Genomic DNA, 21,135 nt, shown 5'->3' on the forward strand with positions numbered 1-21,135 from the left:
GCACGGTTGGCTACTCCTCGATGAACGCACCGTCGAAGAGCATCGTCGACGAGATCGTCGGACTGATGCCCTTGACCGACTCGTCGATCGTCACCAGCTCGACGCCGTTACCGAAGACCGCATACGGCGCCACCTCTTTGTGGACCTCCTGCAGCTCGGCGTACGCCTGCTTCTGGGACTCGACGTCCGGGGCGGCCTTGAGCGCAGAGAGGGCGTCCGCGAACGCGGGATCGTCCACGCCCGAAACGTTGAGGGCACCGCCCGGCATCAGCGAGCTGGCCAGGGTCGACGCCGGGTCGGCGTCCGAGGTCGCCAGGCCGCCGATCGCCATCTCGTAGTCGCCCGTGAACTGGCGGGCGCTCGCCGTGGAGGCCGGGGCGACCTCCACCGTCACGTCGAAGCCGACCGCGTCGAGCATCGCCTTGAGGACGATTCCCGCCTCCCGGTTCTCCGGCACGTCGGACACGAGCAGAGTGAGCGAGCCGTCCCAGCCCGTGTCCTGCTTCACCTCCGCCACCAGCTCGGTCGCGCGCTCGACATCGAGAGCGAGCCCCTCCTGCCCGGCATAGAAACGCGAAGAGTCGGCCAGCAGCGCCGACGTGGCCTGGGCGGTGTCGTCGCCCAGCCGGCCGAGCAGCAGCTCCCTGTCGATCGCGTGCGTCACGGCCTGACGGGCGCGCTGATCGGTAAGGATCCCGTCGTACCCCGCGGCCCCGTTGTTCATGTAGACCAGCCGGCCGGCGCTTGTGATCGCCTCATACCCCTGGGCGTCGGCCTCGCGGGCCATGTCGGCGAACTTGGACCCGCGAAGGAAGCCCACCTCGACCTCTCCGTTCTGAAACGCTTCGAACGTGGCCTGCGAACCGGGGATCTGGATGAACTGCAGCGTCGGGCACACCGGGCCGCCGTAGTAGGTCGGGTTCGGCTTCAGCACGATCTCCTGGTTGGGGACGTAGTCGGCCACCGTGAACGCGCCGGCGCCCACCGGCTCGCGCGCCCACCTCTCCGGGCCCGCCGCCTCGTACGCCTTCTCGGGGATCACCTCGCCCGCGGAACCGGCGAGCAGCACCGGGAACGTGGACCAGGGCTCGGCGAGCGTGAACTCGATGGTCAGCGGATCCACCACCCGGGTCTGTTCGATCTGCTGCACGTCGGTCATGGCGGTCGAGCGCGTGGCCGGATCCTTGTGCAGGTCCATCGTGAAGGCCACGTCCTGTGCGGTGAGCGGGTCACCGTTGGAGAACGTCACGCCGTCGCGCAGGGTCAGCGTCCACACGGTGTGGTTCTCCGAGCTCTCGAGCGACTCGGCGAGCTTGGGCTCGAAGGTCTCGGTCCGGGCGTTCCAGCGCATGAGCCGGTCGTAGACGGCCGCCGACTCCGCGCCACCCCGCACGCCCACCTGCCCTTGTCCGGGCGAGAACGACGGCAGCATCACGTAGGTGCCCATCGTGATGGTGCCCCCGGCCTTGTCCTCCGTGCACCGGGACTCGTCGGCGGGCATGGTCAGCGTGGCCTGCTCTCCCGTGGCGTCCGGGTCGGCCTCGCTCGTACCGCATGCGGACAGTGCGAGGGCGGTGATCGCCATGGCGGCGGCAGCGGTGGGGATGCGTCTCATCGGGTCTCCTGAGGGGTTGCGATTGGCACTCGAAGTCCAACCAAGTGACACATGTCACTTTCTCAGGAACCTAGGTGACGCCCAGCACACACCGGGCGTGAATGACCGAACCCGTGGGGCACACAGACCGGCATTCCCGGTGGGAGAGATACCGCCGGAAGCAGAGCCGCCAGGGTGATAGGGCGCAGCGCTTGAAGCACCCGGCGGGCCGAGGCAGGCCACGGGCGGCAGCCGGTCAGCGGTCTCCCGGCGTGCTCGTTCACCTCAGCGCAACGACGGCTCGGTGGCCCCGGTGGCCTCGAGGATCCGCCGCGTCGACGGCGCGAGCACCAGGAGCAGATTCGCCGTGCTCAGCACCCCGAACACCCACCAGAACCCGTAGAAGAACGTTCTCTGGTCAGACGGCAGCGTCGACACGACGGTCCACATCAGGACGACCTCGCCCGCGATCCATCCGAACTGCCCGAGCACCACGATCAGCGCGAAGTACCACTGCCAGGCGGTGGGTGCGCCCTGACGCCTCCCCCGCCGCCCCGGTGCGCGCAGCCCACGGACCAGAAGCCCGGTGGCGGCGGCCCCGCCCACACCGAGGAGGCCGAGGATCACGCCCGGGAGGAGGTAGTCGCTGAAGGGCGTGTCCTGCAACCACGCGGTGTCGAATCCCATCGCCGACCCGTCGGGCGAGGACGCCAGGCCGACGCTGCCCCCGAACGCCATCACGGTCCAGAACGCGATCCCGGCGGTGAGTGAATACGTGGCCCATGAGCGTCTGGTTCTCACCGAGGCGCTCCTTTCTCTCGATTCGTTGCAGGTCTCACCGCGACAGCGGCCGCACCTGGTCGAGCATCACGTCGACGAACACGTCCTTGTTCTCCGCGCTGCCGAGCCCGTGCGCACCCTCGAGCCAGATCAGTTCCTTCTCCGGCGCCTCGAGCACGTCGACGTACTCCTCCACCAGGCTCGGCATCGCGTTGACGTCATGGCGGCCGACGAAGAAGAACACCGGCACCTCCAGCGCCGCAGCCTGTTCGACGAAGTCGAGGTCTTCCAGCTGCGGATAGACGGCGTTGAACGAGTTGATCAGGCCGCGAGTGTGGTTGATCGTGTCGACGTAGCCGTACTCGGGCACGAGGAACCCGAGCAGCGGCACGACCAGCGTGTAGCGGGGAACCCCCATGATCTCGTTGAGCACGTCGAGAAAGTCCACGTACGGCCACACCACCGCGTCGCCGCGGTACGGCGGCGGCCCGTTCTCGCGGAGCTTCTCCGCTCGCCCGGTCTCCCCCTGTTCCTCGAGGTGCGCCAACGCCAGTTCGTAGCCCATCCGATCGTTCTCGGTGGTGTTGACCATCTGCCCGCTGCTGACCAACGCGTGGAAGAGCTCGGGATGCTCCTGCACCAGCCAGATGCCGATGATGCTCGACCACGACACCCCGTAGAGGTAGATCTTGTCCTGCCCGAACCGCTCGCGGAGGTGGTTGGTGAGGGCGGTGGCGTCGTCCACGAACCGCTCCCGGTCGAGCTCGTCGAACGGCACGGCGCCGTACGACTTCCCCGTCCCCGGCTCATCCCAGTTCACCACCGTGAAATGCTCCTCCAGCGGCCGGAATTCGCTCGAGTTGAAGAACCCACCGCCCCCGGGCCCGCCCATCCCGAGGTTGAGCAGGACCGGATTGGACTCGTCGTGGCCGCGGATGGTGATCCACTGCTCGCTGCCGCCCAGCTCCACCGACTCCATCGACGCGATACTGCCGGGCACCCGCTCACCGTCCGGGCCGGTGATCGGCGGCGTCACCGCCAGCGTCTGCGAGGCGACGACCGCCCCGATCGCGGTAAGGGCCACCACCGCCACCGCGGCCGGCCTGACCCATCGCCGTCGGCGCCCGACGACGAGCCAGACCAGCGCGGCCACGGCGAGCACGAGCAGAGGAAGCCACGCCCAGATCGGGACCGAGGTGGTCAGGGGCAACAGGAGGACGGGGAGGAAGACGACGACGGCGACGACCACAGCGGCCGCGGTGACCCACGCGTGGGCCCGGCCTTTCGGTTCCCGTGTGCGACTGGTCACGATGACTCCTCCGCCTACACTTCACACAATACGAGTCCGACAGAGTGGATGCCCGCGATGACGCCGATCGACGATGCCGCAGTCCGCGCGGACGTCCGGAGCTGGCGTGGTCTCGTCCGAACCGGTGCGTGGGCGGCGTTGGCCAGCGTGGGGCTCATCGCGGTGCAGATCATCGTCTACCTCCTCTGGCCTCCCCCGGACACCGTCGAGAGGTTCTTCCGCGTGCTCGCCGACAATCCGGTCGCGGGGCTGCTCATGCTGGACCTGCTCTACCCGGTGAGCAACCTGCTGACCCTCCTGCTCTACGCCGCACTGGCGGTCGTGTTGTGGCGGGTCAGCCGGTCCGCGGTCGTGATCGCGCTGGGGCTGGGCGGGATCGGGATGGCGGCCTACATGTCCTCTCCTCGCCCGATCGAGATGCTCCACCTGGCCCGCGCCTACGCGGAGGCCGGCCCCGCTGAGGGGGCCGCGCTGCTGGCGACCGGGGAGGGCATGCTCGCCACGTGGACGGGCACCGCCTTCGACGTCTACTACATCCTCAACTTCGCCGCCCTGCTCATCTTCGGCATCCTCATCTACCGCAGCACCGTGTTCAGTCGCGCCACCGCGGTGTGGGGTCTCGCGGCCGCGGTCCTCATGGCGGTGCCGTCGAATGCCGGCGCGGTCGGGCTCGCCTTCGCCCTTGCCTCGCTGCTGCCCTGGTCGGTGTTCGCCGTCCTCACCGCCCGGCGGCTCCTCGCGCTGTGCCGCGGGCTCTGAGGACGCCGACCGGTTCGAACGATCGCCCTCGTCGTCGTCGTCGTCGTTGTCGTCGTTGTCGTTGTCGCTGACGCCACCGACGCACGCCTACGTCACGCGCCCCCGAACCACGCCCGGCTGAGCTCGGCGTACCGCCCGTCCGCCCGGAGCAGCTCGTCGTGCGTGCCGGATTCGACGACCCGGCCGTGGTCCATCACCAGGATCCTGTCGGCGGCCGCCGCCTGGCTCAGCCGGTGCGCCACCACCAGACCGGCCCGGTCGCGGAGCACCGCTGCGGCGGCCGCGTCGAGGCGGCGGGCGCCGGCGGACCCGGCCTCGGCCGTGGCCTCGTCGAGGATCACCACGTCCGGGTCGGCCAGCTCGACGCGGGCCAGGGCGATCATCTGGCTCTGCATGGGGTCGAGCGCATGTCCGCCTTCACCGATGAGGGTGTCGATACCGTCGGGCAGGTCGTCGACCCAGTCCGCGCCGACGGTCTCCAGCGCGGCGCGCACCTCGGCGAGGCCGGCCTCGGGCCGGGGCGCGCGGACGTTCTCGACCACGGTGGTGGCGAATGTGTGGACCTCTTGCGAGACCATTGTGACGTGCCGCCGAAGCTCCACCGGGTCGACGTCGGTCAGCGGGACCCCACCCAGTCGCGCACTCCCCCGCGTCGGGACCACCGAGCCGGCGGCGACCAGCGCGAGCGTGCTCTTGCCGGCGCCCGTGGATCCGACCACCGCGACCACCTCGCCCGGCGCGACCGTGAGGTCCACGTCGATCAGAGCGGGAGCGCCCTCTCCATAGGTGTGCGTGATGCCGGTGAGCTCGAGCGGGCCAGTCCCGGCGGCGGTGGAGTGCAGCGCGGCGGTGCGCTCGGGCACGGGCATGGTGATGACTCCGACCATCCGCACCAGCGAGGCACCGGCGGACTGGACCTGATCGACCATGCCGACCAGCGCACCGATCGGGTTGAACAGCCGATGGAACAGCAACGCGGCGGTCGTCACGGCACCGGCGGTGATGGCGCCGGAGTCCACGAGGAAGAACCCCACGACCAGCAGCAGCCCGAGGACGGTGACCTCGGCGCGGTTGTTGCGGCTGAAGGCTCGGGTGACGAAGTGGAACACCTGGATGGACAGGTCCCGGGCGCGGGCGGAGGAGGCGGTGATCCGCTCCAGCTCGGAGTCCTGGGCGTCGTAGGCGTGCAGGGTCCGGGACCCGGAGATCCCGCCGAGGAGACGGCTCGCCCGGGTGCCGAACGCGGCGCGCTCGGCGGCATAGATGGGGCCGGACCGGGGCAGGTACCAGCGCAGGGTCGTCCAGTACATGGGCAGGGCGAGCAGCCCCACCAGCCCGAGCCGCCAGTCGACCGTGGCCAGCCCCACCCCGGACACGATCACCGTGAACGCCGACTGCACGACGAGCGGGATCACGGCGGTCGCGGCCTGGCTGATCTCGCGGGCGTCTTCGGCGACGCGGGAGACGAGGTCACCGGTCTCGGTCGTCTCCATCTGCGCCGCGCCCAGGCGCAGGGAGCGGTCCATCACCATCTCGCGCAGGCGCGCGACGGTCGGTTCGGTGAGCCGAGCGAGCCACGCCTGGCCGGCCCAGGTGCAGCAGGCGCCCACGACGCCGGCCACGGCGATCGCGCCCGCGCCGATCCACACGGCGGTGTAGTCCTCGCTGCCGGGCAGGTCATCGACGAGCCGGCCGATCACCCACGGCGCGACGAGTCCCGCCACGGATCCGATCAGCCCGGCCAGGCACACCAGCGCCAGGTATCCGCGCCGCTGCCGGAGCAGCGGCCACAGGACAGCCAGGGACTCGCGGCCCGTCGCCAGCGGCAACGCGCCGGAGGACCCCGCCGCGCCCGAGCCGTCCGGGCGGTCCGCGACGGTGGCGGTGGCGGTGGTCGTCATCCCGCGGGTCGTCCCCGTCTCGGTGGTGCTCATCGGTCGACCGCCGTCCGGTAGGAGGCCGACGCCTCGCGCAGCTCGAGGTGGGTGCCCGAGCGCGCCTCGCCGCTGCGGGGCAGGTGGACCACCCGATCGGCGGTCGCGAGGAACGGCGGCGACGACGTGACGATCAGCGTGGCCTGCCGCGGCCGACTCGTCCGCAGTCGGCCGACGGCCTGGGCGATCTCCCACTCGGTGACGGCGTCGACCGCACTGGTCGGTTCGTGGAGAACGAGGACGTCCGGGTCGGCGTGGAGGGCGCGGGCGAGCGCGATCCGCTGGCGCTGACCGCCGGAGAGGTTCCGCCCGCCTTCCTGCACCGCGTGGTCGAGCCCGTCGGGCAGGTGCTCGATGATCTCCGCGACGGCCGAGGCGCGCAGAACCTCACGGGAGATCGGGGTGGCGGCCTCGCCACCGGCGCCGGGCTCACCGAGCTCGTCGTCGTCCCCCGGGCCGTCGTGCCGCATCGCGATGTTGGAACGGATGGTGCCGACGAACAGGTCCACGCGGTGCGGCGCGGCCACCAGGTGCTCGGCGATCGCGGGGGCGAGCTGGCTGCGGCGGTGACCACCGACGAGCACGGCGTCGGCCCCGTCGCCGTGACCGGCGACCGCCAGCGTGACGGCCTCGGCGGCGGCCGGCTGGTCGGCCACGAGCGTGACGACCTCACCTTCGGCCACCTCCAGGTCGACCGCGCGACCGTCGGGCAGCTCCAGACCCCGCACCTCCAACCGCGCCCCCGCAGGGACTGCGTCACCGGAGTCGTCGACCGGCGCCGACCCCAGCAGGTCGACGAGCCGCTGCGCCGCGCCGTGGGACCGGGCGGAGATCGACACCATCTGGGTGATCATCCGGACCGGCTCCTCGAAGAACACGGCCACGCCCACCACGGAAACGAGCGTGCCGATCTCCATCTCCCCCGCCAGGACCCGGTAACCGGCGGCCAGCAGGACCAGCGCCAGGACCACGGCCATGCCGAGCGAGCCGATCCCCTGGACCCGCCCCGTCCGCTCGGCGGTGACGATCCCCGCCGCGGCCGCCTCCTCGGACGCCGTGCGGTACTGCTCTGCGGCCCAGCGCTCCCCGCCCCCGGCCTTGAGCACGCGAAGTCCCGCCATGATGTCGGTCGCGCGGCTGCTCGCCCGCCCGATCGCGGCCTGCTGGGCGGTGCTGTGCCGGGAGATGGCGCGGCTGGGCAGGGCGACCAGCACCAGGCTGAGCGGGACGCCGATGAGCACGATGAGCCCGACCAGCCAGTCGGTCCACAACAGGTAGACCGAGATCCCCACGATGCTGATCACCGCGGACCCGCCGAGCGCGATCTGCCGGAATACCAGCGCGGCGACGTCGGCGTCGGCCGAGCACACCGAGAGCACGTCACCGGAGCTCGCACCGTCCATCGCGCGCCGCCGGGTCAGCGGCACCCGCGTCACCTCGACCCGCAGGTCGTGCGCCTCCTCCTGCAGGGCCCGGTTGCTCATCCGCGCGCCGAACCGGTAGCCGAGGCTGAGCACGGTGAACAGCGCGATGAGCCCGACGACCGACCACAGCAGCGCCCACCGGTCGAGCGGGATGATCGCGACGTCGACGATCACGCCGATCGCGATGGGCACCAGCGCCTCGCACAGCTGCCACAGGGTCATGAGCACCAGGCCGGGGACCACCAGGTGCCGGCGGCGCCGGACCGCGCGGAGCAGGAGCCCGTTGGCGGTGGTCGGCGCATCTGCCGGGGTCGGGGCGCCCGCGGACTGCCGGCGCGTCGACGTCGGTGCTGACATGGGTGTGGGACTCCCGCCGTTGGTGATCTCGCCTGCAAACTCGGCCGACTCAGCAGCGTAGTTCGCGGGGCCCGCGCAGCGGCGCCCACACCTCACCTGTCGGATTGCCCGCCGCGGGCAGCCCTCCCGGCCCGCGATCTGCCCGGCCCACGATCTGCCCCTCAGATATCGATGCGCCCCAGGGAGCCCGCGCGTGGATCGGAATACGAGGCGCGTCACGGCGGGCCGGAGGGCAGATCGACACCGGCGGGGCGAATCGGCGCCAACCCGCCCCGCCGGCTCTCGAAGCCCGGCCCGGCCACGGCACAGGTCGTGATTCCGTCGCCCGCAGACCACGTCACGCGAACGGCGCCGCCCGCCTACGGCGCGGTCGTCCCCACCGAGTAGGCGGCCGCCGCGTCGCGCACGTCCATGACGTATTCGCGCGACGCGTTGTAGGCGAGCACGGCCCGCTGCCAGTTCTCGGCCTGCGAGAGGTCTCCCCCGTTGGTGCACAGCAGGCGCGCGGCGGACACGGCGGCGTCGTCGATCTGGTTCGGATCGGCGCGCCCGTCTCCGTTGGCGTCGACGCCGTACTTGCGCCACGATTCGGGGATGAACTGCATCGGCCCGACGGCCCGGTCGTTCTCGGTGTCGCCATCCAGCTCGCCGCCGTCGGTGTCGGGAATGTCGGCGAAGCCGGGCGAGCCGTCGAGTTTGATGCCGATGATCGGCGGGAGCGCGTAGCCGTCGTCACTCAATGCCGCCCCGCGGTACCGGCCGTGCCGCGTCTCCACGTGCCCGATCCCGGCGAGCGTCGTCCAGGCTAGGTTGCACTCGGGACGGGTCTGCCGCATGGTCTCGGCGGCGTTGCCGTAGGCGGCGAGCGCGGCGACGGGGATGTTCATCGGCTCGTTGAGGCCCGCCGCCCACTCGCGGAGCTGGTCGGAGGTGCGGCCGGGCGCGTTGATGTCGACGCTCGGCACCGGGGCCCCGGCGGCGGGCGGGATGCCCGGGGGGATGGGCGTCGGCGCCTCGCGGGTGGGCCCGTAGGAACACGACGACGACAACACGGCAACGGCGACCAGGCCCGCGAGACTCGCGGTGGCGCGGGGGGTCAGGGTGGGCATCGCGCTCAAGTCTGCCCGAGCGGGGCCCGGCAGCGCGTCGGGGTATCCCCCGATTCCCGGCGGGCCGGCGCCGCGCGCGTCCGGGCAGCCGCGGGCGACCGTGTCAGCCGCGGGCGCCGAGGTAAGCGGCGGGCCCGCCGCGGTCAGCTGCGGGCGCCGAAGCCCCCGGCCAGCGCGGTGAGCTCGTCGAGCAGCGCGTCCCGGCTGATGGCGGGACTGTCCAGCACCCACCGCACGGCGATGTTCTCCACCGCCATGACGATCACCCACGCCCGGGCCGCCGGGTCCCCGCTCGTGGCGCCGGCGGACGCGAGGTAGACCGCCAACAGTTCGCGGACCCGCTGCTCCAGGGCGTGCTGCGCCGCCCGGTGTCGTACCGCGGGCAGTTCCTCCCACATGATGCGCAGCAGTCCGGCGTCGGCCTCGAGCGCGGTGAGCAGGGCGTCGGCGATCGACCGGGCCGTCTCCGGGCTCTTCACGTCGACCGGGCCCGTGGCCGAGAGCGATGCCGCGACCCGGTCCGAGATCTCCGCCGACCACCGGTCCATGACCACCGCGACCAGCGCGGACTTGTCCGGGAAGTACTGGTACAGCGAGCCGGGGCTGACCTCCGCCTCGTCGGCGACGCGGTTGGTGGTGAACGACTCGTAGCCGTCGCGCACGAGCACAACGCGAGCAGCCTCCACGATCCGCTCCACCATCGCGCGGGATCTCGCCTGCTTGGGCACCCTTCTCATGAACGCGAATTGTATGCGAGTAAAAACTCGCGTCATAGTCATGGCATGACCGTTACGCCCGAAAAGACAGCATCCGTGATGCCGTACCCCCAGCGCTTCCGCGAGGGTGAGGAGCGTGGCCGTCGCCTCGGACGCGCCCTCAAGCCCATCGCCGGCGTGGGCCACCTCGACGAGAAGCTCATGGACCGGATCGGCCGCGACTACTTCGAACGCGACGATCTGGGCGATCAGCTCGCCCGCGCCATGCGGCGACGGTCCGGCGAGCCCGGCGCGGTGACCCGCCGCCAGCTCGACGAGGCGCTGCACTCCGGCTCGGCCGGCCTGCCCGACGACGCGCCTCAGATCCTGCGGGACTACATCGCGCACCTCGAGGGCACCCCGGACTGGGTCGACTGGGACAAGGTCGAGCGAGGACAGAAGGCCTATCTGCGCTTCGGCCAGAACGCCGCCGACATCCTCTTGCAGCTCTCCCTCATCGGCGGCTACCGGTTCGGCGGGCCCACCGACCTGCTGGTGGCGACCGGCGGACTGACCGGCGAGACCACGCTGCGCCGGCTGGCCGAGACCAGCCACTGGACCATGTCGCTGTCCATCCCGGACGGGTTGCGGCCGGGCGGCGAGGCGTGGCGACTGACCGGTCACGTGCGGGCCATGCACGCGGTGGTCAACAACGCCATGGAGCCGCGCTGGGACAGCCAGCGCTGGGGCCTGCCCATCAACCAGAGCGACCTGGCCTCGACCCTCGGCCTGTTCGACGCCGTGGTCCTGCTCGGCGTGCGCACCCTGGGCGTGCCGGTGAGCCGCAGGGACTCGGACGCGGTGATGCACATGTGGCGCTACGTCGGCTGGCTCATGGGCGTGGCCGACCACTACCTGGTCGAGGGTGAGCGCGAACGCCACCGCGTCAACTACCACATCCTGCTGTCCCAGGCCGGCATCTCCGAGGCCGGGCCGAAGCTCACGCAGGCACTGGTGGAGTCCCAACGACGCCGCCACCGCAGCGGACCGCTCCCCCGACTGCGCGCCCGGGTGGGGCACGAGCGGCTGCTGAGCATGCTCACCGTGCTGCTCGGCCCGGAATCGATGCGGGAGTTCGGCCTGCCGGTCCGCCCGCCGTGGGCGCACGCCTACCTCGTCCCGCTCAACACCCTGCGCTACCGCGCGCCGTGGGGTCGCGCCCGGCTCGAGTCGTGGGGCGAGAAGGTCCGGGCCCGCGAGCGCAAGGAGACCTTCGGCGACTCCCGGCCCGACATCGGCCGCCCCGCCACCACCTGACGCCGGACTCCCCCGAGGGGCCCGCCCCGACCCGCGCCCGCCTGCCTGCCTGCCAGCCTGCCTGTCTGTCTGCCCGCCGAGCAGAGGATTTCGCGCGTATCGCCCGAGAGACGGGTGCACGAATTCCTCTTGTCGGCGGGCTATGGCGGCGAGGAGGTCAGACAGCCGCCTGGTGGCTCAGCGTCAGTTCAGCGCGCGCTGTACAGTTCAGCGCATGCTGACACGTGCCACCCGCCTCGACGTGATGCATCGGCTCGGCCGGGCGATGGCCGACCCCACCCGGTCCCGGATCCTGCTGTGCCTGCTCGAGGGGCCCCGGTACCCGGCCGACCTCGCCCGCGAACTCGAACTGACCCGGCCCAACGTCTCCAACCACCTCGGGTGCCTGCGGGACTGCGGGATCGTCGTGGCCGCGCCCGAGGGGCGGCAGATGCGCTACGAGATCGCCGATCCCCACCTCGAGGCGGCCCTCACCGCGCTCCTCGACGTCACGCTCGCGGTGGACGGCAACGCGGAATGCGTCGTCTCCGACTGTCCCACCTGCGGTGGCGCGGCCGCCGCCCCGCCCGAGGCTAGGCCGGCGGCGGGCACCGCGGCGGGGAGGGCGTCATGACGTCCGCGTGCGGCTGCGAGGCACCGACGCCCGGCGAGCCCGAGGACCGGGACCGGCCGTGGTGGCGCGACCCGACGATCCTCGTCCCGGCCGCGTCCGGCGTCGCGTTCGTCTCGGGCCTCGCGGCAGAGTGGTGGGGGGCAGAGTGGTCGGGAGCCGGACCGGCCGGCCAGGCCCTGTTCTGGATAGGCCTGCTCCTCGGTGGCTCGACGTTCGCCCCGGGCGCGATCCGCGGGCTGCTCACCAGCGGCCGGCTCGGCATCGGGCTGCTCATGACCATCAGCGCCGTGGGCGCCGTCATCCTCGGCTACGTCGAGGAGGCCGCCGCCCTGGCCTTCCTCTACTCCATCGCCGAGGCGCTCGAGGACAAGGCGATGGACCGCGCCCGCTCCGGCCTGCGCTCCCTGCTGACTCTGGTCCCGGACACCGCCACCGTCCGCAGGGGCGCCGACACCACCGAGATCCCCACATCGGAGCTACGCATCGGCGAGACGCTCGTCGTGGCCCCGGGCGAGCGCGTCGCCACCGACGGGATCGTTGCCCGCGGCCGCAGCAGCGTCGACGCCTCCGCGGTCACGGGCGAGTCGATCCCCGTCGAGGTCTCACCAGGCGACCGCGTCCTCGCCGGTTCGATCAACACCTCCGGCCTCCTCGACCTCACCACCACCGCCCCGGGCACCGACAACACGCTCACCACGATCGTCGGCCTCGTCGAGCGCGCCCAGACCGAAAAGGGCGACCGGGCCCGCCTCGCCGACCGGATCGCCCGCCCGCTGATCCCCGGGGTCCTCGTGCTGGCCCTGCTCGTCGCGGGCCTCGGCTCACTGCTCGGCGACCCGGAACTGTGGATCACCCGCGCGTTGATCGTCCTGGTCGCTGCCTCGCCGTGCGCCCTGGCGATCTCGGTGCCCGTCACCGTGGTCTCCGCGATCGGCGCGGCCAGCCGGTTCGGCGTCGTCGTGAAGTCCGGGGCGGCGTTCGAACGGCTCGGCACCATCCGCCACCTCGCGATGGACAAGACCGGGACCCTCACCCGCAACGAGCCCTCGGTCGTCCGCGTCCTCACCACCCCGGGCACCAGCGAGTCCGAGGTGCTGTCCCTGGCCGCGGCCGTCGAGCGCCACAGCACCCACCCGCTGGCGGCCGCCATCACCTCCGCCGCCCTCGCCGGAGCCGCCCGGCAGGACCCGGCAGACCCGCGGGCCTCCGGGCAGGGAATCGCAGACGCCGAGCACGTCGAGGAGTCCGCCGGGCACGGGATCTGCGGCACCGTCGACGGCCACCTCGTCACCGTGGGCTCACCACGCCGGCTCGCCGCCGGACAGCTCACCGGGCAGATCACGGCCCTGGAGCACGAGGGCATGACCGTGGTGGTGGTCCACCGCGACGGCCGCCCGATCGGCGCCATCGGCATCCGCGACGAACTGCGGCCGGAGGTCCTCGTCGTCGTCGCCACCCTGGCCGACTACCACATCGGCGTGAGCATGCTGACCGGCGACAACCCGCGCACCGCGGCCGCTCTCGGCGCGCAGGCCGGCATCGGTGACATCCGCGCCGACCTCTCGCCCGGCGACAAGGCCGACGCGATCGCCGAGCTCGCCCGCACCCGGCCCACGGCGATGATCGGCGACGGCATCAACGACGCCCCGGCACTGGCCACCGCGGACGTCGGCATCGCGATGGGCGCGACCGGATCCGACGCCGCCATCGAGTCCGCGGACGTGGCCTTCACCGGCACCGACCTGCGCTTACTCCCGCGAGCCCTCGCGCATGCCCGCCGGGGCAGCCGGATCATCAACCAGAACATCGTCCTCTCACTGATCCTCATCACAGCCCTGGTCCCACTGGTGATCACCGGGGTTCTCGGGCTCGCCGCGGTGGTCCTCGTCCACGAAATCGCCGAGGTCATCGTGATCCTCAACGGGCTGCGGGCGGCGCGGACGCCGTCGACACCTGCGGCGACGGTGCCCATTCGTGAGCCCCGAACGCCTCAGATCGTCAAATGAGCCGATAACGGCTAATTTGCCGGTTTTAGGCGTTTTCACCTTATGTCGGCGGGATGTGGCACGATCGCCTCATGTACGTGGTGACCATCGACCAACGCCGCAGCCGCAGCAGCGCCGACCGGGTACCCGCCCTGATCGACGCCCTGGCGGACATCCCGACCGCGGCCGCGTTCGAGCGCACGGCCGGAGACGAGGTCCAGGGCCTGCTCGACGACCCTGCCGCGGTGCGGTCGGCGCTGCTCGTCGCCCTGCGCGAAGGTGACTGGCACTGCGGTGTCGGGGCGGGAGACGTCGACGACGAGTCCTACTCCTCCGGGACCAGGGCCGGTCGCGGGGACGCCTACCTCGCCGCCCGCGACGCCGTCGACGCCGCGAAGGGCCTTCCCGGCTCGGTGGCCATACGGGTACCGGGCGACCCCGGATCGCGGGACGACCGCGGCTCGGCGACGGCGTGGGCCGCCGACTGCGAGGCGGTGTGGGCACTGGTCGCGCCGCTCGTGCTCGGACGCACCGAGGCGCAGTGGCGGGTGGTGGACGCCGTCGACCGCTCCCCCACCCAGGTCGCCGCCGCCGAGGAGCTGGGCATCACGCCCGCCTCGGTCACCGGAGCGCTGCGGCTGTCGAACATCCGCGAGGAGCGCGCCGCGTACCCGGTGCTCGACCGGCTGCTCGGCGGCGCGCACGACGCGGCCGTGGGCGAGTCCGGCAGCCCGGCGAGCGGCCAGCGCGGGAAGGCCGCGGACGGCGGGCGCGGGACGGCAGACCGATGAGCAGCTGGCCCGACTGGATCCTCGTCGCGATCGTCGTCGCGCTGAGCCTGATCACCTCCGCCGCGCTCGGTTCTCCCATCGCGTCGCTCGTCCTGCGCTCGGCGCGGGTGCCAGAACCCCCGACCGTCGAGGTCAGCGGCGACACGCGGACTCCGGTGGTGCGCCGCCGCGACGACCCCGCCCCGGCTGTCCGCGAGGTGCTGCGCGGGGGGATGTGGATCGGGATCCTCGAACGCGTCGGACTCACCGCCGCCATCCTCGCCGGGCGCTTCGAGCTCGCCGCGGTGGTCGTGGCCATCAAGGCCCTCGGCCGCTACCCCGAGATCCGCGAGAACCCGGCGGTGAGCGAGCGGTTCATCATCGGCACGCTCGCCTCCCTGCTCGTCGCCGCCGCGTGCGGGGCGCTCGGACTCGCAATACTGCATACCCTGGGCTGAGCACGCCTGCCGATCCCCGAGGAGAGGACACCCGCCATGACCCGCACGACGCTCCTGGTCTCCGCCGCCGTGACCGCGTCCGCGCTGGCCCTGACCGCATGCAGCGGGGGCGGGGACGGGGGCGATACCGCGAGTGCGCCGGCCAGCACCTCCGCCGACGCCAGCGCGGAGTCCGGCACGAACGCCCCGCCCGAGCCCGGCGCCGACGCTCCCGCCGATGAGGGTGAGCGCTCGGCCGCCGACGTCATGTTCGTGCGGATGATGATCCCGCACCACGAGCAGGCGATCGAGATGAGCGACATCATGCTCGCCAAGCCCGACGTGCCCGCCGACGTCACCGCCCTCGCCGAGGAGATCAAGGCCGGACAGAACCCCGAGATCGATCAGATGGAAGCGTGGCTCGATCAATGGGGCCAGCCGCCCGGACCGCGCGACGGCCACCGGGGTCACGGGGGCGGCGGCATGCCCGTGATGGGCAACGACATGTCGATGATGGACGGCATGCTCTCCGCCGACGAGCTCCAGCAGTTGTTCGACGCCGAGGGCACCGACGCCGCGCGGTTGTACCTGGAGCAGATGATCGCCCACCACGAGGGCGCCATCGACATGGCACAGGGGGAGGTATCGGACGGTACCTATCAGCCGACCGTCGACCTGGCCCGGTCGATCATCGACACCCAGCAGCAGGAGATCGCGCGCATGCGTGAGATGCTCGCCGCGATGTGAGGTCTGCGCATTGTGAGGCCTGACAGGCCACGTGCACCCGGCAGCGTGATACCCGACAGCGTGATACCCGACAAGGAGCCCGCCCAGCAATGACCACCACCCCTCGACTGCGTCGCCGGGCCCTGGCCGCGGCCCTCACCGCGAGCTGGCTCACCCTCACCGCCTGCGGCGCCACCCCACCCGGCCAGGCGGACCAGAGCCCCAGCGGGCAAAACCAGAGCGCGCAGAACCAGGGCGAGTCGAGCCAGGTGGCGGCGGCCGAGATCGTCGACCGGTACGGACTGGCCGATATGGACGCCCGCGGGGTGATCGAGCACCTCGACACCATGCCCGTCGCCGAGCGCCCCGCCACCCTCCTCGCCTCGGTCCAGCCGACCGAGCTCGTCCTCACCGACACCGCCGGCGGCTCCATCGCGACCCTGCCGATGCCGGACGAGCACTTCTACCTCGCCGTCGCGCCCTACGAGGACCAGACCCACGACTGTCTCTTCCACAGTCTGACCACCTGCCTCGGCGAGATGGCCGGCGAGCCCGTCGACATCACCGTGACCGACGAGACGGGGCGGACGGTCGTCGACGAGACCCGCACGGCCTACGACAACGGATTTGTCGGCCTGTGGCTCCCCCGCGACCTCACCGGCACCCTCACCGTCGAGCACGACGGCACGTCCTCGACGGTGCCGATCGCCACCGGCGACGACGACCTCACCTGCCTGACCACGGCGCACCTGACGTAAGAGCCCGACGCCGCACCCGACCCGCACCCGCCAGGAGCCCCGCCCATGGTCACCGTCCGAACCGCCACGCGCGCCGACGCACCCGCGATCGCCCGCATCCTCAGCGAGGCGTTCCGCGACGACCCCGCATGGTCGGTCACGCTGCCCAAGGACGAGACCCGGCACACCAAACTCACCTCGTACTACCTCCGCCGGGTGCGGCGGCACCCCCAGTGGGCCGACGTCGCGATGGACGACGGCCGCGTCGTCGGCGCCGTCCTGTGGCAGCCCCCTGCCGCGCCCGGCGCTCTGGGCACCGCCCGGCGAGCGATCTCCGGTGCGGCCCTGTGGACGCTGGGCCGGCTCCCCCTGGGCCGCGGCGCACGGCACACTCTCCAGATCGAGGCCTATCGGCCCACCGAACCGCACTGGTACATCCGCGACATCGGCACCGGTCCCCAGGCCCGCGGCAAGGGCGTCGGATCGGCACTGCTGGAGCACCGCCTGAGGGTCGTCGACCACTCCGCGAACCCGCTGGCGTTCCTCGAATCCACCACCCCGGCGAGCCGTCGCCTCTACGAGCGGTTCGGGTTCGAGGCGGTGGGCTCCGTGCCGACGCTTCCCGGTCAGTCCTCGACCGCCATGGTCCGTCGGCCCGTCGACAGCGCGGACCGGTCCGGCCGGCCCGACGGAAGCGCAGAGTAGACCCGCCGGGCGGCACCTCCTCCGCGCACGCGACGAACGCCTCAGTACGCTCACGGCTATGACGGCAGACTTCGTGACCCCCATCACAGACACCCTCGGCCGCGCGCGCCAGAACATCATCTACCGCTCCGGCGTCTCCGGGATCACCCCCGCGGTGCCGACCGGCGCCGAGAAGCTCGAAACCGCCGCCCGCCGCGCGCTCCTGCGGCGGCCCGGTGGGAAGAAGGCCTGGGCCTACGTCTACGGAGGCGCCGGCTCGGGGCAGACGATGGCCGCCAACCGCGAGGCCTTCGACCGCCGGCGACTGGTGCCGCGCATGCTCCGCAACACCTCCCGGCGCGACATCTCCACCACGGTGCTCGGGCAGACGCTCCCCGCGCCCGTCCTGGTGGCCCCGATCGGCGCCGCCGGGCTCATCCGTCGCGACGCCGACGTCATGGTCGGCCGGGCCGCCGCCAGGCGCGGACTGCCGTACATCTTCTCCTCGCAGGGCTCCTCGCCCATGGAGGCCACGGCCGCGGCGATGCAGGACAGCCCCCGCTGGTTCCAGCTGTACTGGAGCAGCGACGAGCAGCTGGTCGACAGCTTCATCGCCCGAGCCGAGGCGATCGACGCGGGCGCCCTGGTCGTCACGCTCGACACCACCACCCTCGGTTGGCGCCCGTGGGACCTCGACCTCGGTTCGCTGCCGTTCACCCGCGGCGTCGGGATAGCGCAGTACACCTCGGACCCGCGTTTCCGGCAGTTGGTCGCCGAGCGGGTCGGGCGCGAGGCCGCGGCGGGTGCGGCCGCGGACGCCGATGCCGATGCCGCTGCCGTCAAGGTCACCCCGCAGGCGGCGCTGACGCTGCTCGAGATGGCGCGCAACCACCCGGGCTCGACGCGGGAGAACCTGCGCGCCCCCGAGACCCGCGCCGCCGTGCAGACGTTCCTCGACACGTTCTCCAACCCGGCACTGAGCTGGGACCACCTGGCGACCCTGCGGGACCGGACGAGGCTGCCGATCGTCCTCAAGGGCGTCCTGCACCCCGACGACGCCCGGCAGGCGTTCGATGCCGGTGTCGATGCGGTCATGGTGTCCAACCACGGCGGCCGCCAGGTCGACGGGTCGATCGGCACCCTCGACGCCCTCATCCGGATCCGCGAGGCGGTCGGCCCGGAGCCGACACTGCTGCTCGACTCGGGCATCCGCAACGGCACCGACGTCGTCAAGGCCATGGCGTGCGGCGCGAACGCGGTGACGATCGGCCGGCCCCACGTCTACGGCCTGGCCATCGCCGGCGAACACGGCGTCGGCGAGGTGCTCGACAACCTGCTCGCCGAGATCGACCTCACCATGTCGCTGAGCGGCGCCAGCTCGTGGGACGAGGTCGACGCCTCGCTCCTGGCCTGAACGCCCACAGCCCGGGTCCGGACGCCCTCAGCCGACGGGAGCCGGATCCTCCGGCATGAGGTGCCGCAGGATGTCGGCGATGGTGATCACGCCGACGAACCTGCCCTCGTCCAGGACCACCGCGAGCTGCTCGCTGCGCTCCCGCGCGACGCCCAGCGCCTCGTACACCGGGGTCCGCACATCAAGCGTCATCACCGGCCGGGTGAGGGGGCCGACCGGGGCACCCTCGGGCTCCATCAACGTGTCGCGGACGTGCACGACCCCCGGGGTGGACGAGACGTCGTCCATCACCAGGATCCGCATGTGCCCCGTTCGCGCAGCCGCCTGCTGGACCTGGGCCACCGTGGCACCGGCGGGGACCGCAGTCGGTTCGCGGTCGCCATCCACCAGTTCACCCACGTCCAGATCCTCCAGCCCCAGCGCCCCCGACAGCGGCGAGCTGAACGACTCGGAAAGCGCACCGGTCTCGGTCGAGTGCTCGACGAGCTGGCGGATGGTCTCCGCATCCTGCCCGCCCACTGCCGCGCGTTCGACCGGGGTCACACCACTGGCCAGGACCAGCCTGTTGGCCATCGCATTGACCCAGCGCAGCAGCGGCCGGAATATCCAGATGAATCCCCGGGCGGGCAGACCGATGAACTTGGCCGCGAACTCGGGGTGGGCGATCGCCCACGACTTGGGGGCCATCTCCCCCACCACCAGATGTAGGAACGTCACGAACAGCAGTGACAATGCGAACGCCACGCCGCCGGCGAGCTGGGCCGGCGCGCCCCACGAGGAGAACACCGGGCCGAGCCATCCGTCCACGGCCGGCTTGGTCACCGCGCCCAGGGCGAAGGTGCACGCCGTGATCCCGAGCTGGGCACCGGCGAGCATGATGGTCAGCTCGTTCATCCCCCGCAGCGCGGCGCGGGCGGAGGCGCTGGACTCGGCGTCCTTCTCCAGTCGATGCTGCCGCGCCCCGAGGAGCGCGAACTCGATGACGACGAAGAACGCGGTCAGCACGATCAGCGCGACGGTCACCGCCGTCACCACCAGCGGGTTGTCCATCACAGTGCATCACCCTTCTCGTCGGGGACGCCGGGGTGTCCCTCGTCGGAGCCGCTTCCGCGCACTTCGACCAACCGCATCCGCAGTTCGCTGGGGACCAGGCGGTCCAGCTCGAGGACCTCGATCTCCAACGCGAACTGCTCCGGGTTCGCGGAGATCAGGTCCCGCGGGTCGATCGGCAGCTCGACCGTCACGATCCGCCCCACCTCCGGCAGCTCGCCGTGGGTCGCGATGGCCAGTCCTGCCACCGTCTCGTAGTCGCCGTGCGGGAGTTCGCGTCCGAGCGCCCTCTCGGCCTCGTCGACGTGAACGTCGCCGTCCATCCGCCAGCATCCGTCCTCCTCGACGGCGATGACGGACTCCGGCTCGACATCGTGCTCATCGGTCAGTTCGCCGACCAGCTCCTCGGCGAGATCCTCGATGGTCAGCACTCCCGCGAACCCGCCGTACTCGTCGACGACCGCGGCCAGCTGGGCACGTGAGCGCGTCAGCGTGCGCAGGGCGTCGGGCAGGGACATCAGCGAGGGCACCACCACGGCGGGCCGCATCAGTTCGGACACCGCCGCGTTCTCGTCGATCCCGCCACGCAGCAGGTCAGCCAGCTCGACCACCCCGACCGGCTCCTGATCCTCGGTGACGACGGGATATCGCGTGTGACCGGTGGCCATCAGCTGACGGACCTCACCGATACTGGCGCCCGGTGTGACGACCCCGGTCTGCGGCCTCGGCACCATCGCGTGCTCCACCGTCCGCTCCGGGAAGTCCAGGATCCGATCGAGGAGGACCGAGAGGTTCTCCGGCAGATTTCCGCTCTCCCGCGCATCCGCGACGATCCGCTCGAGGTCCTCTGCGGTGGCGGTGGAGTCCAGATCCTCCACCGGCTTGACGCCGACCATGCGCAGGATCAGGTTGGCCGCGCGGTCGAACACCACGATCAGCCACCCGAACACCGTGAGGTAGGCGGTCGTGGAGCGGGCCAGGCCCCGCGCGAGGGGTTCGGGATTGGCGATGGCCAGGTTCTTGGGATACAGCTCGCCGAAGATCATCTGCACCACGGTCGCCACGACGAGTGCCAGGGTCGTGCCGATCGTCACGCTGACCGCAGCCGGAACGCCGGCGCCACCCAGCAGCTCCCCCAGCGACTCCCCGACGAGGGGTTCGGCCACGTAGCCCACGAGCAGGCCCGTGACCGTGATCCCGAGCTGGGCGCCCGAGAGCATGAACGACGTCCGCCTGGTGACCTTGAGCGCACGACCGGCCGCCTTGTCCCCCGCCTCGGCCCTGGCCGAGAGCCGGTTCCGGTCGACGGACATGTAGGCGAACTCCTGCGCCACGAAGTAGCCGTTCGCCGCGATGATCGCGAGGATCACCACGATCCCCAGGAGCAGCGTCAGGATCGTCACGCCCATCTCCCCGCCTCCCCTCGGCCGGGCTCACCTGA

Annotated in this window: 19 protein-coding genes; 10 read left to right on the forward strand and 9 right to left on the reverse strand. The window is 71.8% G+C overall.

Annotation, left to right across the window (positions count from 1 at the left end; genetic code table 11):
- Window positions 1–10 precede the first annotated feature (10 nt).
- From NR111_RS08275 to NR111_RS08285, 3 genes are all read right to left on the reverse strand, one after another.
- The gene (locus NR111_RS08275) at window positions 11–1,615 is read right to left on the reverse strand and encodes an ABC transporter substrate-binding protein (RefSeq protein WP_256820525.1); all 1,605 of its coding nucleotides are present in this window, start codon (window positions 1,613–1,615) and stop codon (window positions 11–13) included.
- A 264-nt stretch (window positions 1,616–1,879) separates the two neighbouring features.
- A complete protein-coding gene (locus NR111_RS08280) occupies window positions 1,880–2,395 on the reverse strand; it encodes a hypothetical protein (protein WP_256820526.1) in 516 nt (171 codons plus the stop codon).
- A 34-nt stretch (window positions 2,396–2,429) separates the two neighbouring features.
- On the reverse strand, window positions 2,430–3,683 hold the full coding sequence (locus tag NR111_RS08285) for an alpha/beta fold hydrolase (RefSeq protein ID WP_256820527.1): 1,254 nt from the start codon (window positions 3,681–3,683) through the stop codon (window positions 2,430–2,432).
- Between the two features lie 57 nt (window positions 3,684–3,740).
- On the opposite strand from NR111_RS08285, the gene NR111_RS08290 reads away from it, so the two are divergent.
- Complete coding sequence (locus NR111_RS08290; protein WP_256820528.1) at window positions 3,741–4,442, forward strand: DUF4386 family protein; 702 nt, start codon at window positions 3,741–3,743, stop codon at window positions 4,440–4,442.
- A gap of 92 nt (window positions 4,443–4,534) precedes the next feature.
- Here NR111_RS08290 and NR111_RS08295 read toward each other — a convergent pair whose 3' ends face one another.
- The 4 genes from NR111_RS08295 to NR111_RS08310 form a co-directional block, all read right to left on the reverse strand.
- Window positions 4,535–6,376 carry an ABC transporter ATP-binding protein gene (locus tag NR111_RS08295; RefSeq protein ID WP_256820529.1) on the reverse strand — a complete coding sequence of 614 codons (1,842 nt, stop codon included), beginning with the start codon at window positions 6,374–6,376 and terminating at the stop codon, window positions 4,535–4,537.
- A complete protein-coding gene (locus NR111_RS08300) occupies window positions 6,373–8,157 on the reverse strand; it encodes an ABC transporter ATP-binding protein (RefSeq protein WP_256820530.1) in 1,785 nt (594 codons plus the stop codon). Before NR111_RS08300 ends, NR111_RS08295 begins: the two co-directional genes overlap by 4 nt.
- Window positions 8,158–8,516: 359 nt before the next feature.
- Window positions 8,517–9,266, reverse strand: coding sequence for a lytic transglycosylase domain-containing protein (locus NR111_RS08305; protein WP_256820531.1), 750 nt, complete (start codon window positions 9,264–9,266; stop codon window positions 8,517–8,519).
- Window positions 9,267–9,409: 143 nt separating this feature from the next.
- Window positions 9,410–10,003 (reverse strand): TetR/AcrR family transcriptional regulator, encoded by a 594-nt coding sequence (locus NR111_RS08310; RefSeq protein WP_256820532.1) that lies wholly within the window; start codon window positions 10,001–10,003, stop codon window positions 9,410–9,412.
- 45 nt (window positions 10,004–10,048) lie between these two features.
- Here NR111_RS08310 and NR111_RS08315 point away from each other — a divergent pair, with 45 nt between their 5' ends.
- The 9 genes from NR111_RS08315 (at window position 10,049) to NR111_RS08355 (ending at window position 18,644) form a co-directional block, all read left to right on the forward strand.
- Entirely contained in the window at window positions 10,049–11,278 is a 1,230-nt protein-coding gene (locus tag NR111_RS08315; protein WP_256820533.1) for an oxygenase MpaB family protein, read from the forward strand.
- Between the two features lie 214 nt (window positions 11,279–11,492).
- Window positions 11,493–11,891 carry a helix-turn-helix transcriptional regulator gene (locus tag NR111_RS08320; RefSeq protein WP_154828195.1) on the forward strand — a complete coding sequence of 133 codons (399 nt, stop codon included), beginning with the start codon at window positions 11,493–11,495 and terminating at the stop codon, window positions 11,889–11,891.
- Entirely contained in the window at window positions 11,888–13,897 is a 2,010-nt protein-coding gene (locus NR111_RS08325; protein ID WP_256820534.1) for a cation-translocating P-type ATPase, read from the forward strand. Before NR111_RS08320 ends, NR111_RS08325 begins: the two co-directional genes overlap by 4 nt.
- Window positions 13,898–13,950: 53 nt before the next feature.
- Complete coding sequence (locus NR111_RS08330; RefSeq protein WP_256820535.1) at window positions 13,951–14,667, forward strand: hypothetical protein; 717 nt, start codon at window positions 13,951–13,953, stop codon at window positions 14,665–14,667.
- Complete coding sequence (locus NR111_RS08335) at window positions 14,664–15,104, forward strand: hypothetical protein (protein ID WP_256820536.1); 441 nt, start codon at window positions 14,664–14,666, stop codon at window positions 15,102–15,104. The genes NR111_RS08330 and NR111_RS08335 overlap by 4 nt, the downstream gene beginning before the upstream one ends.
- Before the next feature lie 36 nt (window positions 15,105–15,140).
- Window positions 15,141–15,830 (forward strand): DUF305 domain-containing protein, encoded by a 690-nt coding sequence (locus NR111_RS08340; RefSeq protein WP_256820537.1) that lies wholly within the window; start codon window positions 15,141–15,143, stop codon window positions 15,828–15,830.
- A gap of 89 nt (window positions 15,831–15,919) precedes the next feature.
- Entirely contained in the window at window positions 15,920–16,567 is a 648-nt protein-coding gene (locus tag NR111_RS08345; protein WP_256820538.1) for a CueP family metal-binding protein, read from the forward strand.
- 45 nt (window positions 16,568–16,612) lie between these two features.
- Window positions 16,613–17,251 carry a GNAT family N-acetyltransferase gene (locus NR111_RS08350; protein WP_256820539.1) on the forward strand — a complete coding sequence of 213 codons (639 nt, stop codon included), beginning with the start codon at window positions 16,613–16,615 and terminating at the stop codon, window positions 17,249–17,251.
- 58 nt (window positions 17,252–17,309) lie between these two features.
- Window positions 17,310–18,644 (forward strand): alpha-hydroxy-acid oxidizing protein, encoded by a 1,335-nt coding sequence (locus NR111_RS08355; RefSeq protein ID WP_256820540.1) that lies wholly within the window; start codon window positions 17,310–17,312, stop codon window positions 18,642–18,644.
- 27 nt (window positions 18,645–18,671) lie between these two features.
- Here the strand turns inward: NR111_RS08355 and NR111_RS08360 are convergent, their stop codons facing one another.
- Both NR111_RS08360 and NR111_RS08365 read right to left on the reverse strand, forming a co-directional pair.
- A complete protein-coding gene (locus NR111_RS08360; protein ID WP_256820541.1) occupies window positions 18,672–19,694 on the reverse strand; it encodes a CNNM domain-containing protein in 1,023 nt (340 codons plus the stop codon).
- Window positions 19,694–21,103 carry a hemolysin family protein gene (locus NR111_RS08365; protein ID WP_256820542.1) on the reverse strand — a complete coding sequence of 470 codons (1,410 nt, stop codon included), beginning with the start codon at window positions 21,101–21,103 and terminating at the stop codon, window positions 19,694–19,696. The genes NR111_RS08360 and NR111_RS08365 overlap by 1 nt, the downstream gene beginning before the upstream one ends.
- Window positions 21,104–21,135 lie beyond the last annotated feature (32 nt).

Source organism: Dietzia sp. Die43, from assembly GCF_024519835.1.
GTDB lineage: Bacteria > Actinomycetota > Actinomycetes > Mycobacteriales > Mycobacteriaceae > Dietzia > Dietzia kunjamensis.

Excerpts from the sequence above, each read along its gene's own strand:
- NR111_RS08275 (WP_256820525.1), bottom strand. The coding sequence starts at position 1,615 with ATGAGACGCATCCCCACCGCTGCCGCCGCCATGGCGATCACCGCCCTC.
- NR111_RS08290 (WP_256820528.1), top strand. The coding sequence starts at position 3,741 with ATGACGCCGATCGACGATGCCGCAGTCCGCGCGGACGTCCGGAGCTGG.
- NR111_RS08295 (WP_256820529.1), bottom strand. The coding sequence starts at position 6,376 with ATGAGCACCACCGAGACGGGGACGACCCGCGGGATGACGACCACCGCC.
- NR111_RS08300 (WP_256820530.1), bottom strand. The coding sequence starts at position 8,157 with ATGTCAGCACCGACGTCGACGCGCCGGCAGTCCGCGGGCGCCCCGACC.
- NR111_RS08305 (WP_256820531.1), bottom strand. The coding sequence starts at position 9,266 with ATGCCCACCCTGACCCCCCGCGCCACCGCGAGTCTCGCGGGCCTGGTC.
- NR111_RS08310 (WP_256820532.1), bottom strand. The coding sequence starts at position 10,003 with ATGAGAAGGGTGCCCAAGCAGGCGAGATCCCGCGCGATGGTGGAGCGG.
- NR111_RS08315 (WP_256820533.1), top strand. The coding sequence starts at position 10,049 with ATGACCGTTACGCCCGAAAAGACAGCATCCGTGATGCCGTACCCCCAG.
- NR111_RS08320 (WP_154828195.1), top strand. The coding sequence starts at position 11,493 with ATGCTGACACGTGCCACCCGCCTCGACGTGATGCATCGGCTCGGCCGG.
- NR111_RS08325 (WP_256820534.1), top strand. The coding sequence starts at position 11,888 with ATGACGTCCGCGTGCGGCTGCGAGGCACCGACGCCCGGCGAGCCCGAG.
- NR111_RS08330 (WP_256820535.1), top strand. The coding sequence starts at position 13,951 with ATGTGGCACGATCGCCTCATGTACGTGGTGACCATCGACCAACGCCGC.
- NR111_RS08335 (WP_256820536.1), top strand. The coding sequence starts at position 14,664 with ATGAGCAGCTGGCCCGACTGGATCCTCGTCGCGATCGTCGTCGCGCTG.
- NR111_RS08340 (WP_256820537.1), top strand. The coding sequence starts at position 15,141 with ATGACCCGCACGACGCTCCTGGTCTCCGCCGCCGTGACCGCGTCCGCG.
- NR111_RS08345 (WP_256820538.1), top strand. The coding sequence starts at position 15,920 with ATGACCACCACCCCTCGACTGCGTCGCCGGGCCCTGGCCGCGGCCCTC.
- NR111_RS08350 (WP_256820539.1), top strand. The coding sequence starts at position 16,613 with ATGGTCACCGTCCGAACCGCCACGCGCGCCGACGCACCCGCGATCGCC.
- NR111_RS08355 (WP_256820540.1), top strand. The coding sequence starts at position 17,310 with ATGACGGCAGACTTCGTGACCCCCATCACAGACACCCTCGGCCGCGCG.
- NR111_RS08360 (WP_256820541.1), bottom strand. The coding sequence starts at position 19,694 with ATGGACAACCCGCTGGTGGTGACGGCGGTGACCGTCGCGCTGATCGTG.
- NR111_RS08365 (WP_256820542.1), bottom strand. The coding sequence starts at position 21,103 with ATGGGCGTGACGATCCTGACGCTGCTCCTGGGGATCGTGGTGATCCTC.